Origin of the sequence: Pricia mediterranea (assembly GCF_032248455.1) — a bacterium.
In the GTDB taxonomy this organism is placed as follows: domain Bacteria; phylum Bacteroidota; class Bacteroidia; order Flavobacteriales; family Flavobacteriaceae; genus Pricia; species Pricia mediterranea.
The window spans coordinates 38,019-51,531 of the sequence record NZ_JAVTTP010000002.1 but is presented as its reverse complement, the minus strand read 5'-3'; the positions used below and the strand labels follow the sequence as shown (position 1 = coordinate 51,531).

Annotated in this window: 10 protein-coding genes and 1 tRNA gene; 8 read left to right on the top strand and 3 right to left on the bottom strand. The window is 48.3% G+C overall.

What is annotated here, in order from left to right:
• Nucleotides 1-8 precede the first annotated feature (8 nt).
• The 6 genes from RQM65_RS17745 to rpiA all read left to right on the top strand — a co-directional run bounded on the left by RQM65_RS17745 (nucleotide 9) and on the right by rpiA (nucleotide 5,022).
• Nucleotides 9-1,349, top strand: coding sequence for an FGGY-family carbohydrate kinase (locus RQM65_RS17745; RefSeq protein ID WP_314016922.1), 1,341 nt, complete (start codon nucleotides 9-11; stop codon nucleotides 1,347-1,349).
• A gap of 43 nt (nucleotides 1,350-1,392) precedes the next feature.
• The gene (locus RQM65_RS17740) at nucleotides 1,393-2,553 is read left to right on the top strand and encodes an alpha-hydroxy acid oxidase (RefSeq protein ID WP_314016920.1); all 1,161 of its coding nucleotides are present in this window, start codon (nucleotides 1,393-1,395) and stop codon (nucleotides 2,551-2,553) included.
• Nucleotides 2,554-2,563: 10 nt separating this feature from the next.
• The gene (locus RQM65_RS17735) at nucleotides 2,564-4,006 is read left to right on the top strand and encodes a purine-cytosine permease family protein (RefSeq protein WP_314016918.1); all 1,443 of its coding nucleotides are present in this window, start codon (nucleotides 2,564-2,566) and stop codon (nucleotides 4,004-4,006) included.
• Nucleotides 4,007-4,024: 18 nt separating this feature from the next.
• A tRNA-Cys gene (locus RQM65_RS17730) sits at nucleotides 4,025-4,095 on the top strand.
• Between the two features lie 31 nt (nucleotides 4,096-4,126).
• Nucleotides 4,127-4,300 carry a hypothetical protein gene (locus RQM65_RS17725; protein WP_314016916.1) on the top strand — a complete coding sequence of 58 codons (174 nt, stop codon included), beginning with the start codon at nucleotides 4,127-4,129 and terminating at the stop codon, nucleotides 4,298-4,300.
• Between the two features lie 44 nt (nucleotides 4,301-4,344).
• Complete coding sequence (rpiA, locus tag RQM65_RS17720) at nucleotides 4,345-5,022, top strand: ribose-5-phosphate isomerase RpiA (RefSeq protein WP_314016915.1); 678 nt, start codon at nucleotides 4,345-4,347, stop codon at nucleotides 5,020-5,022.
• 225 nt (nucleotides 5,023-5,247) lie between these two features.
• Here the strand turns inward: rpiA and RQM65_RS17715 are convergent, their stop codons facing one another.
• Together RQM65_RS17715 and kduI are read right to left on the bottom strand one after the other, a co-directional pair.
• The gene (locus RQM65_RS17715; protein ID WP_314016913.1) at nucleotides 5,248-6,447 is read right to left on the bottom strand and encodes a BT3233 family polysaccharide utilization protein; all 1,200 of its coding nucleotides are present in this window, start codon (nucleotides 6,445-6,447) and stop codon (nucleotides 5,248-5,250) included.
• A 51-nt stretch (nucleotides 6,448-6,498) separates the two neighbouring features.
• Nucleotides 6,499-7,338 carry a 5-dehydro-4-deoxy-D-glucuronate isomerase gene (kduI, locus tag RQM65_RS17710; protein ID WP_314016911.1) on the bottom strand — a complete coding sequence of 280 codons (840 nt, stop codon included), beginning with the start codon at nucleotides 7,336-7,338 and terminating at the stop codon, nucleotides 6,499-6,501.
• A 277-nt stretch (nucleotides 7,339-7,615) separates the two neighbouring features.
• Between kduI and RQM65_RS17705 the strand changes: the two genes are divergently transcribed.
• Together RQM65_RS17705 and pgi are read left to right on the top strand one after the other, a co-directional pair.
• Entirely contained in the window at nucleotides 7,616-8,653 is a 1,038-nt protein-coding gene (locus RQM65_RS17705) for a LacI family DNA-binding transcriptional regulator (protein WP_314016909.1), read from the top strand.
• Nucleotides 8,654-8,831: 178 nt separating this feature from the next.
• Complete coding sequence (gene pgi / locus RQM65_RS17700) at nucleotides 8,832-10,478, top strand: glucose-6-phosphate isomerase (protein WP_314016907.1); 1,647 nt, start codon at nucleotides 8,832-8,834, stop codon at nucleotides 10,476-10,478.
• Between the two features lie 76 nt (nucleotides 10,479-10,554).
• Here the strand turns inward: pgi and RQM65_RS17695 are convergent, their stop codons facing one another.
• Nucleotides 10,555-13,419 (bottom strand): PKD domain-containing protein, encoded by a 2,865-nt coding sequence (locus tag RQM65_RS17695; protein ID WP_314016906.1) that lies wholly within the window; start codon nucleotides 13,417-13,419, stop codon nucleotides 10,555-10,557.
• Nucleotides 13,420-13,513: the final 94 nt, after the last annotated feature.

Here is a 13,513-nt window from a genome sequence, read left to right as displayed (position 1 = left end):
ACTCAACAATGAAAGAGGTAACGGCCGTGTTCGATATTGGCAGGACCAACAAAAAGTTCTTTCTTTTTGATGCAGACTTTAATGAGGTATATCGGGAATACATCCGTTTTGAGGAAATTACCGATGAAGATGGCTATCCCACAGAAGATTTGGAAGGTCTTGAAAAGTGGGTCAAAGAAGTCTTTGATCGTATGCTCGACGCTCCTGAATTCGATATTGTTTCCTTAAATTTTTCGTGTTACGGTGCCAGTTTGGTACATATTGATGAAAACGGCAAAGTACTTACCCCGCTTTACAACTATATGAAGCCGATGAAAGAGGAGGTTTATGATGCTTTCTATGAAAAATACGGTCCGGAACACGAGTTTGCGAGAGTTACGGGTTCGCCCAGATCCGGCATGTTGAATACCGGCATGCAGATGTATTGGCTGAAGATTACCCAACCGGAAACTTTCAGAAAAATAAAATGTTCGTTGCACCTGCCCCAATACCTCAGCTACCTGTTTACAGGGGTCCCAGCCAGTGAGCATACGAGTATTGGCTGCCATACCATCCTATGGAACTATGAGAAAAACAACTATCATGAATGGGTCTTTCAAGAAGAAATCGACAAAGTATTGCCCCCGATTGTCGCCACCGATAAAACTATCCCTAAAAAATATAAGGATAAAATCGTTCAAATAGGTCCTGGTATCCATGACAGCTCGTCCGCCCTACTGCGCTATGTTCAAAATACTACAGATCATTTTTTGCTTGTATCGACAGGAACATGGAGCATTGCCATCAATCCGTTTACCCAAGGAATGTTGACTTTGGAGGATATTCGCAACGGGAGCCTCTTTAACATGCGCATCGATGGCAGCCCCGTTAAGGTATCGCGGTTGTTTTTAGGGAATGAATACAAACTTCAGGTAAAAGCCCTGGCCGCACATTTTAACGTATCGGAAGATTATCACAAAACAGTGAGATTCAATCAGGAAACCTTCTTCGAGATCGACAAATATTTTGAACCTATGTTCAAATGGATTAGTATTTCCGGAAAAAACGAACCCGATAAAACTAAGATTCCGTATGACCGCTTTGAACATGCCTATCACCAATTGATGATCGAACTGGTATTGCTTCAAGTGGAAAGTATCAAAATCACGGCTGGTGATAATCAAATCGAAAAATTATATATCGACGGTGGTTTCAGTGATAACGATGTTTATATTAAATTGCTCTCCCATTACCTAAGGAATATGGAACTGCGTACCACGAACTCCTCATTAGGCTCCGCCTTAGGCGCAGCAATCGCGATCTCCGATACGGAGTTCAATTCCAAATTCCTGAAAAAAATCATTTTCTAAAAAACACGTGCCAATCATCCTAACCCCCTAAATAAAGATTCACATGCCCATGGATTTCAATACCGATTACCCCTCTGTAAACGATTTAAGAAACAAAGCGAAAAAGCGAGTGCCCCGGTTTGCCTTCGAGTATTTGGACGGGGGTTGCAACGAAGATGTAAGCATAACCCGAAATACCTCTGAAATACGTGAAGTTCAACTACAGCCGCGATATCTAAGAAACAAGGGGGTAAGTTCTACCAAGACCAAGGTATTGGGCATGGAGTTCGATGCACCTTTTGGAATAGCGCCAGTGGGACTCCAAGGCTTGATGTGGCCCAATTCCCCTGCCATTTTGGCCAAGGCCGCCCATAAGCACAATGTACCTTTTATTTTGAGTACCGTTACAACGATGGATATTGAAAAGGCTAGCGAATTGACCGAGGGAAAGGCTTGGTTTCAGCTCTATAATCCTGTAGAAGACGCCGTTCGGGATGATATTCTCGATCGTGCCGAGGCGGCCAGATGCCCAGTGCTGGTGCTGCTCTGCGACGTGCCTACATTTGGGTATAGGCCGAGGGACTTTAAAAACGGACTGGCGCTGCCCCCAAAGATGTCCGTTGCAAATATTTTACAAATTTTGGGCAAACCGACCTGGGCGTTAAACACCTTGAAATACGGACAACCCACTTTCGAAACCTTAAAGCCCTATACGCCCGAAGGCCTTAACCTCAAACAATTGGGAGCCTTTATGGACCAGACCTTTTCCGGTCGCCTGAACGAGGAAAGGATAAAACCGATCCGCGATAAGTGGAAAGGGAAACTGGTTTTAAAGGGGGTGGCATCGGAACGGGATACCGAGGATGCTATCCGGATGGGGTTTGATGGCATTATCGTTTCCAACCACGGCGGAAGGCAGCTGGATGCGGCGCAGTCCACCCTTCGCTCCATGCAGGAAATCGTAGCCAAATACAGCGACCAGATCGAGATCATGATGGACAGCGGGCTGCGATCCGGTCCAGACATCGCGAGAGCCATGGCCTGCGGTGCCAAATTTACCTTTATGGGCCGCTCCTTTATGTACGGAGCGGCTGCCTTGGGCAATAAGGGGGGAGACCACACCATATCCATATTAAAGACCCAGTTCAAGCAGGTAATGGACCAGCTTTGTTGCGAACGGGTCGAGGATCTACCCAAACACTTGATAACTGATCAACCCAGCTAGACCAACCATTATGAGCCAAGGCCGACACGAAGAAGAACTGATCGAGGAAATCGCGGGCGGGGAATTCGAACGCGAACCCGTACCCGCTTCGCGACTGAAAAGCTGGAAAAGCTTCTTAGGGATGTACGCAGGGGAACACGCCGCAGGTACGGAGTTTGTCATCGGTCCGTTATTTCTTACCACCGGCGTTAGTGCTTTTGACCTGATTATCGGCCTTTTGCTGGGCAACCTTATGGCCGTTTTAAGCTGGCGGTTTTTAACGGCCGAAATTGCAGTCAAAAGAAGGCTGACCCTCTATTATCATCTGGAAAAAATCTGCGGAAAAAAATTGGTCATAGGCTATAATTTGGCCAATGGCGTGCTGTTCTGTTTTCTGGCCGGTGCTATGATTACGGTTTCCGCTACGGCCGTTGGAATTCCCTTTGATATGGAAATGCCCAAACTCACGGATACTATGCCCAACGGTATTACCTGGGTGATTGTAGTACTGGTGATAGGCGCAGTCATTTCGTTGATTGCCTCCAAAGGATACGAAACGGTCTCCAAGGCGGCCAACTGGATGTCGCCGGTAATCGTACTCGCTTTTTTGGCCTGCGGTATCGTGGCCTTGCAACAATTGGGGGTAGGCAGTTTTTCAGAGTTTTGGAATATATGGGGCGAAGGCGGCGACCCGTTTCCCGGACAGATAAAATATACCTTCTGGCATGTGTTTTTCTGGTCCTGGTTCGCCAATGCCGCCATGCATATCGGTATGTCGGATCTCTCGGTATTCCGATTTGCGGAAAAACCAAGTTCCGGATGGACCACGGCAGCAGGAATGTATGTAGGGCATTATATGGCTTGGATAGCCGCCGCCCTTATCTATGCCGTTTACATCAGGACCCCCGAGGCCCAGGCACTTTTGTCACAAGGTGAGGCCCCGACCGTGGCCCCAGGGCCATTGGCGTACAATACGATAGGGTTCTTTGGAATTATTGCCGTAGTACTCGCTGGATGGACCACGGCCAACCCCACCATTTACAGGGCGGGACTGGCTTTTCAGGCCATAATTCCCAAAGCATCGACATTTTGGGTGACCATTTTGGCGGGTAGCATCGCGACCTTGGCCGGGCTTTTCCCCGCTTTTGCTATGAAACTATTGGATTTTGTTGCGCTTTACGGATTTATACTGGCCCCGGTAGGCGCCGTCATCGTTTTTGAACATTTCTTTCACAGGCAAGTGGGCATTGTACAGGATTATGCTGAAATAGCCAATCTGAAATTCAACAAATCGGTCCTGTTGGCTTGGGCCATCAGCTTCGGACTGTTCTATTTTATCTCTATACAATTCGATGTCTTTCTTTCGTTCGTGACGCTGCCGGCTTGGCTTTTGTGCGGGATTTTGTTTTTGGTTTTCAGTATGGCGATGCAGAAAAGCAGCTTTCGGTATAAGGCTTTCCAAAATAAAGTTTAATTTTGGAGCTTCAAACAAGGCATCGTGGCTGAACGGCTAGGCGAGGCTCCGCAAGAGCCTTTATAATGGTTCGAATCCATTCGATGCCTCAATTCCTGCGTCAAACTTAACTTTTCTGTCATGGCAAAGATCGAAATCAAGGGTACTCCAGAAAAATTGGAACGTATCGCCATCTTCCTCAAGGCAAATAATATCCAGCACGCCATTATCGATGATTATGGCAATCACTCCAAAGAAGATCTTGAAAAATACCGTGAGCTTATGACAAAGCACAATGCTTCTACTTCTATATGAGTCCCTCGCTATTGCGAACGGACCAATTGCCTAAACCAAGGATAATGGATGCGGATATCGAGAAGAAAGCGGCGGCCGCCAAATCGCTAGATTGGATAAGGGATGGTATGCTGGTCGGACTGGGTTCGGGTTCTACAGCCGCGCATATGATCAGGGAATTGGGGAAAAAAGTTGCGGACGGAGGACTTACCATCAAAGCAGTACCTTCCTCGGATGAGACGGCTGAGCTTGCCCAAAATGCCGGTATTCAGCTTTTGACCTTGGAGGAAGCGGGAACGCTGGACGTAAATATCGATGGCGCCGATGAATTCGATGCCAAATTACAGTTGATCAAAGGCGGCGGCGGCGCGCATTTACGGGAAAAGATAGTGGCCCACAATTCCAAATTCAACATTGTAATCGCCGACTCAGGAAAACAAGTGGAACGCTTGGGAAAATTCAAGCTTCCATTAGAAACCATTCCTTTCGCCACCAAGAACATCATGACGGAACTCGACGGCATGGGATTAAGCCCCGTACTTCGAAAAAAAGGGGATGATGTTTACAGGACCGATGAACAGAACTACATTGTGGACATCGATGTTTTTGAGCAAAACGATTTAGTAGCCTTGAATCATAGACTCATACAAATTCCCGGGGTGGTCGAAACGGGACTCTTTTTAGACACCACTGATGTTATTATTATGGGAAAGGGTGAGGATACCGTTATTTTTGAGAAGTGACTCTTCTTTAGCTGAAAATCTTTCAATCTATCTCGTTGGAAATCATTCCGGTCGAGCATGTCTCGCTAGCAGGCAGGTACAGTCAAGACCTAACGGGTGCTTGCCGGGTTAGGTTCTCGACTGCGTCTGCCGGCCGTCAGGCAGGCTCGAACGGACATATAGGCTATACGTAAGCAATTGGTCCTATTAGATAGTTCGGCAGCTTAAGGTTTTGCTTTGCTCTAATCACCGCATTTCGACCACCAACGGGTGCTTCAATTTTTCCGCATATCGCTCCAAATACTTTTCCCACTCGGTTCGGTTCATATACTGTCCGCTCTTTTTCCAACCGAAACCGGCGTAGTAAACAGCTTTGCCATCCTCGTTCAATTGAATATGGGCATACAGATTGCTCCGGTCCTTTTGATCGGTCTCGTATTTTTCATGACCTACCATTTGTCCGCCCGGTACCACAATGCCCATCCCTATTTCTGAATCTTCGATAGCTTCCCAATAGCTGATCCACCCCTGTTCTTTATTCGCTTCGGTGGTGCCTTCGTTGTCGTGCAAGGTGATGCCGGCGGAAATCGTGTCGGTGCCATCAATGGCAATCTCGAATCTTGAAAGGTTGCTACCACAATCCAATGAAATATGTTTTTCTTCGGATATCTCTGCTCCGTTGGCATCCCAAGCCGCATAGGTCAGCACGAAGCTGGTCCGGATCGGTCCATTGTACAAACGTTTCCATTCCGTGAAATTCTTGGAAATGTGGTAGGTACCGTCATCCTTAACGGCTATGCCCCCTACTCCCCTACTGCTTCCGACGTGGAAGTTGTCCAGCCCTTCTCCGGTATCTTCATGATAGGTGCCTTCGGTTTCGGTTTCCTTATAGTACCATTTGTTGATAATGGGATAATCGACCCGCTTTAACCAGGCATCGATGCCGCTGGACAACGTACCCCCTTTGACGTCGTTCTCGATCATATGTTGAGCAGTTGGACCATAGGTTCTGAACGCGACCCGATTATTCTCCCAGGCATAGTCATCGGTACGTTCGGGTACGAAACGGGAATAGACCCTCGGAACGGTATCGTTGGAGGCCGTGGTGGTGGAATCGCTACGGGATGCGGAAAAGGACATTTCGGACTTCGCCTGGATCTTAGGCTGAAAAAGGACGGTATCGTCCGTGCCGTCCCCGTCGGAATCAATGGTCTGGCTGATAATTTGCTCCTTAGTGGCATCGTCAATGATAACGATACTTCCTTCCGTAACATCGGTTTCGTCCAAATAAAGGGAATCAAGAGAGACGGATACCGTCTCAAACTCCCGATCGACATCCATGGGGTTGGTAACCACGATTTTCTTTTGTGTCGGAGTTTCTTTTTCGAAACATCCCACGAGAGACAGGCCTATTAACCCGATAAGCGCTAATTGTTTTGATTTCATACTGTCTGTCGTTTTAATCAATAGCATTCATGGAGCTTCGGGGTAGTTCGTTTAGCGTAGCTCCGTTATTTTGGCAACATCCATATCCCCGTAGTTCAGGTTCTCACCGGCCATGCCCCAGATAAAGGTGTAGTTCGAAGTTCCCGAGCCGCAGTGAATGGACCAAGGCGGGGAAATCACCGCTTCGTGGTTCTGCATCCATATATGTCGGGTCTCTTGGGGCTGGCCCATGAAATGGCAGACGGACTGGTCTTCGGGCACGTCCAGATAGAAATAGACCTCCATCCGTCGGTCGTGTACGTGGGCGGGCATGGTATTCCAAACGCTGCCTGTCTGAAGCTCCGTCATGCCCATCTGCAGCTGGCAGGTGGTGACAATGCCGCCGATGATCATCTGGTTGACGGTACGGTGGTTGGCGGTTTCCAAAGAGCCCAACTCCAATTTGTTAGCATCTTGGAGTCCCACTTTTTTCGTCGGATAACCGGTATGCGCCGGGGCGGAATTCAGATAAAATTTAGCGGGATTACCGGAATCCTTGCTTTTGAAAACCACCTCTTTGGCACCTTGTCCCACATAAAGAGCGTCTTTATGGTCCAGTTCGTAGGAAGCTCCATCGACCTCTACCGATCCGCTACCGCCTACGTTGATGATGCCCAGCTCCCGGCGTTCAAGGAAATATTCTGCTTTTAAGGGATCGATGGCCTCCAATTTTAAATCCTGATCCGGCACCGCTCCCCCGGCGATATAGCGGTCGTAATGGGTGTAGGTCAGGTTTATCTTCCCCTTTTCCATAAGGTTCGAAATCAAAAACTCCTTTCGCAGGCCTTCGGTGTCCAGTTTTTTCGTGGCTTCCGGGCTGGAAGCGTATCGTGTCTCGTAATTTGTTGCCATTCTTTTAGATATTAGATTTTAGATGTTTGCTACGGACAATTCTCGGATTCGGTATGAATCTTTTTTTCAACCTATCATGCAGTAATTATCCGATTATCATTTTGATGGTCAATGACCTTTCTAATGTGGAAGGCCGCCTATAGGCGCTTCATTGTGCCCGCCTGACCGTGTTTCGCAAATGTAACAAAAAATAATACAATCGATTGTACATGCAGTAATTTTCTTATCTTTGGATGTGTTGCGGTTTTTGAAAACAGGAAATCTTACGGAATAATTTATGAAGAAAACGACCATCCATGAAATCGCCAAGGCCCTGAACATCAATGCTTCCACGGTATCCCGCGCTTTGAACGACAGTGAACGGGTCAAAGCAAAGACCAAGGACATGGTGCTGACCAAAGCCCGGGAGTTGGGCTATACGCGAAACATGCTGGCCTCTAACCTGCGTCGAAACAAGAGCAATACCATCGGGGTCGTCGTACCGCGAATTTCCAGATATTTCTTCTCCTCGACCATTGCGGGTATAGAGGAAATGGCCTATCAGGCCGGTTATAACGTAATCATCTGTCAATCTTTGGAGGAAATCGATAGGGAACGGAAAATCATACGTAATCTAATGGCAAACCGGGTAGACGGTATTCTGATTTCGGTCAGTATGGAGACTCAAGACCCCACCCATCTGACCGAGTGTTTCGAAAACGGAACGCCCCTCGTATTTTTTGATCGGCATGTCGCCGGAACAAGGCAGACCGGGAAGGTGTTGATCGATGATGTGCAGGGCGGCTTTGAGGCGACGGAACATCTAATCGGACAGGGGTGCCGGAAAATTGCCCATCTTACCGCCCCGCTGGACGTAGAGATATATAAAAACCGACATAAGGGGTATCAGTCGGCTTTGAAAAAACACAAAATTTCCTATGATAAAAATTTGGTGCTCGTCTCCCAACTTTCCAAGGATGACGGGTACCGACAGGCCGCGAAGATTGTCGAAGAGCTCGAGGGTGTCGACGGCATTTTTTCGGCCAATGATTTTGCCGCTATCGGAGCCATGAACTATTTGAAGGAAAGGGATATCAAAATACCGGATGACATCGCCATCACGGGCTTCAGCAACGAACCGACCTCGGCCGTCATCGAACCCGCTTTGACCACGGTGGACCAGTCCGGCGCCGAAATCGGACGGCTGGCCTGCAACCTGCTACTCGATTATTTTGAAAATGGCACGGCCTTGGTGAACGACAAGACGATCATGTTGCCTCCGAAGTTGATCGTCCGGGATTCGACCCAACGTAAAAATTATGCTTTTGAACTTTAAATCTCTGAATGCGAAAAATGATCAAAACCCTCCCGACCCTTTGGATCCAAATTGTAAATGTCAAAATTAAAATTCCATATTTTGAACGGTAGTTACCCATACCGTGAGAAGGCTGCATTTTTATTGTACTTTAGGCCTACAGAATTCAAAAAGAACATTCACGTTAAAAATAGAGCGTATGCTGCCTAAAATAAATCCTACCGAGACCTCGGCATGGAAAGCTTTGACCGAACATTATCACGAGATGAAAGAAGTACAGATGAAAGATCTTTTTTCCCAAAATCCCGATCGTTTTGACCAGATGTCCCTTATTCTGAACGACATTTTATTCGATTATTCCAAAAATCGGGTTACGGAGAAGACGATGGACCTTTTGTTCGAGCTGGCGGGGGAATGCCATCTGAAATCCGCTATAGAGGCTATGTTCGATGGGGAGAAAATAAACGGGACCGAAGACCGGGCCGTACTGCATACCGCCCTTCGGAACTTTTCGGGAGATCCAGTGCTTACAGATGGGGAAGATGTGATGCCAGAGGTGGAGGAAAAGCGTCTTCGAATGAAAACTTTCTGCAACAGGATTCACAGCGGCGAAAGAAAGGGGTATACCGGAAAACCTATTAAGCATATTGTCAACATCGGAATCGGCGGCAGTGACTTAGGTCCCGTTATGGTGACCGAGGCCTTACGCCCGTACTGGAAGGAAGGTATAGAGGCGCACTTCGTATCTAATGTCGACGGAACCCAGATCGTGGAGACTTTAGACGGATTAGATCCTGAAGAGACCTTGTTTTTGATCGCCTCCAAATCTTTTACCACCCAAGAGACAATGATCAATGCGCATACGGCCAGGGAATGGTTCTTAAAATCGGCCGAGAACGAAAAATATGTCGCAAAGCACTTTGTGGCCATTTCCACCAATGAGAAGGAAGTACAGGCCTTTGGCATCGATCAGGAAAACATGTTCGGTTTTTGGGATTGGGTAGGCGGTCGCTACAGTCTGTGGAGCAGTATCGGTCTTTCCATTGTCCTAACCATCGGGTATGATAATTTTGAACAATTATTAAAAGGCGCGGAGGCCTCGGATATCCATTTTAGGAACACACCATTTGAAAAGAACATCCCCGTGATCATGGGACTCATTGGCTTGTGGTACACGGACTTCTTCGGGGCGCAGACCGAGGCCATTTTGCCCTACGATCAATATATGCATCGGTTTCCCGCCTATTTTCAACAGGGCAATATGGAGAGCAACGGAAAGCAGGTGGACCGTAACGGCCATCCGGTCTCCTACCCTACCGGTCCCATTGTCTGGGGCGAACCGGGCACAAACGGACAGCATGCCTTTTATCAGCTGATTCATCAAGGCACACCATTGGTCCCCTGTGACTTTATCGCACCGGCCATCAGCCATAATCCCATTGGGAAGCATCATCCCATTTTGGTCTCGAATTTCTTTGCCCAGACCAAAGCGCTTATGAAAGGTAAAACCAAGGAGGAAGTCGCCGGGGAGCTGCAGGATATGGACGAACGGAAACGAAAGGAACTGGTGCCGTTCAAGGAATTCCGGGGCAATCGGCCTACAAACTCCTTTCTTCTTAAAAAAGTTACTCCCTACACCTTAGGGTCGCTGATCGCGTTGTACGAACATAAAATCTTTACCCAGGGCATCATTTGGAATATTTATAGCTTCGACCAATGGGGCGTGGAACTGGGCAAACAATTGGCCAAAAAAGTGCTTCCCCAATTGGAAGGGGACCAAAAGGTCGAATCCCACGACGCATCGACCAATGGATTGATCAATCGGTACAAAGAGTGGCGTAGGTAGTTTTTCGGTTTTTGGGAATTTAACGATGGTACGGCGTCGCTCACAGATTCACACGCGAGCCATTCTGCCAAAAAATTTATTTTGGAATTTTTTCATCCTTGTCCATGTAAAAACCCTGCGAGGGTCCTTGGTTATTGCTCATAGTGACATTTGAATCCGAGCTTCCATAAGTTTCTCGATGACTTCCGGAGAAATATATTTCCCCGCTGGGTGGCATGGTAAAGTAATGCGAATCGTTTTCCGAAAAAGTATCATGCTCCCCGCCGTTCCATGCGGTGGTCAAACTCAATGGTCCCGCCCCGACCTCAGCTCTGCCTTTTCCGGTACCTTTGGAATGTAAGGTTACGGTCACAGTAGAACCCGCAGGGGCCGTGTATAAGCCTGTTGCCGCATCAAAAGTGGTCGCAGGCCTGACTGTGATAACCAGACTCGAAGTATGCGAGAGATCGTCATCCGATACGGTCAGTGTCACAATATATTCTCCAGGACTATTGTAGGTGTATGTGGGGTTTTGCATTGTCGAGGTAGCTCCCGGCGGACCGAACTGCCATTGATAGCTTAGCGGGTCGTTTTCCGGATCAGAGGAATCACTTCCCCTGAAATTAACGGTCAGAGGGGCTATGCCGTTAAAAATATCCGCTGATGTCACCGAAGTCGGTCTTTGGTTGGCCAATACCGTTATCGTTATCTCTTCGGTATCGGTCAAACCACCTGTATCGGTGACCGTAAGTCCAGCAGTATATATTCCCGGTGAAGTGTAGATATGGACGGGATTTGGGGCAGAACTGGTGTTGCCATCCCCAAAATTCCATGTATGGGAGCTGATGCCCAAATCATCGGTGGAATTTGAACCGTTGAAATATACCGATCGGTCCTCCCTGATCTCAATAGGATTGGCACTGGCACTAGCAGTAGGTCCCACGTTGGGCACCTCGATTTGAACGGATGCCATATCGGTCAGTCCCCCGTCATCGGCTACCGTTAAGCTTACCGTATAAATTCCGTGTGAGGAATAGCTGTGAACAGGATTGGCGGCAGAGCTGGTAGTTCCATCCCCAAAATCCCAAGAATAGCTGATAATCTGAATATCATCCGTAGAGGCGTCCCCGGTAAAATTAATATCCTGGTTTAGGGAGACAGTCATTGGATTGGCAGAAATATTGGCCGTCGGTCGGTCGCCGGTTATGGTCACGGAGACGCCATATGTCTTTTGGCTGCCATCTTCGGCGGTTACGGTGAAGGAAACCGGATCCGTGAAGTCATGTGTCGAATCGAAAGCCGGGCTGATCGATTCCCCCGTATGAACGATAGTCGGGGAAAGGGATTTTTCATCGTTCCCGGCCGGCAGGGTCACGGTAATAGTTGTTCCGTCTATCGACCCGGGTACACCCTCGATTACAAAATCCGTAATCTCTTTCTCAGTACTTTTCTCGACAATAACCGTGACCTTATATTCCTTTGTACTACCGTCTTCCGCGGTGACCGTGTAAGGAACCGTAGTCGTAAAATCGACCGTGGTGCCGGAATTGGGACTTAACCCGGCCCCGATGAATTGCACGGCCGGCGTTTGGGAACTGGCGTCGCTCCCGGGAGGAAGCGTTACCAGAATATCCGTATCTGATATCACACCCGCTACTCCCGCCATAGTAAAGCTTTCGATGGATTTATCGCTGCTTGCCGCAACATTGACGGTCACCGTCCATTCCTGCTGGTCGCCATTTTGTGCCGACACGATATAGGTTACCGGATTTATGAAGTCCCGCACTTCGTCCCTCGAAGGCGTTATACTGGCATCCGCGGATACGCTTAGCGCTATCGGGGCCACATTGGTCGCCGTACCTGATGGTACATTGATGGTGACCGTATGTCTGGTCGGGTCGATTACGGATGCGTCCTGTTGTCCTGGAACGGCAAAGGTTAAAATGTCGTTTTCACCACGTTGCGGATTGCCGCCGGCTATCACCGTTACAGTCCGAATGACCTCCACGGCGGCATTCCCGGAGGCATCCTTTACGTTATAGGTTACCCGATAGGCGCCGACTTGGGCCGTGTTGACCTTGGAATCGTCCACAACAAGGTTCGCACTGATATCTCCGTCCACGTCGTCCGTCGCCATGGCGCCCGGATCGTCATAGGTGCCGCCGCGCTGAATTGTATAGGGATGCTCCCCCAATAAGGCGATTTTAGGGGGTACGGAATCCTCGATTTCCTCCAACACCTTAAATCCAAGGGTAGCGGAATATTCATCGCCATTGTCCCCCTGCAAATCGAACACAAGCTCCACAGTACCGAGCTCCAAAGGCGTAAAGTTCAAAGTATAGGTGCCAGGGGTAATCGATCGGAATTCCGCTAGTTCGATATCGGCCCGATCGGATACCTCGGTAAGCCTTCCCAGACCGGATACAAAGCGATAGCGCCGTTCGTATTGTACACCACGGTCCAAATCGGCCTCAAAATGAACCGTAATCGGAGCAGTGTTGTGCAATTTCATGCGTTTAACGGGACTGCTGGTCGTCCACACCACCGGCGGTATCTCTGCAACGGTATAGTCTATCTCGACTTCCTCGGTAAATCCGTAATTGTCCGTGGCAACTACTTTTACGAGATGGTTTCCGGCTTGAGTGCCTACATACATCATCTCGGCAGATAGTGGTTGCAGGGCAATGGTCTCGTCCTGAGGAAAAACCGCCCCCCTATTATCCATAAAATAGCCCTCGCCCTCGGTAACGGAATAGGAGTAGGAATAGGAAAACTCTTCAAGTATTGCTTCCGGTACTACAGTAACCCTAGTAGGCAGGTTTTCGTTGATGTAGCCCCCGGGCTCGTGCTGCACGGTTACGCTGAACTCCACCTCGGTCTTTAGGTCAATTTGCTTGGTACAGGCCAGAACAATCGCAACGAGGGAGAAAACGAAAGCTGCGGCTCGAGTTGGATACTTCATCGGTTTACCTTTGAGGATAAAGTAATAACCGAACTCTGCTACAGTTTAGTGTGAATTTTGGATGAAGTGCCTGCTTTTACGTTATAGGGAAAAC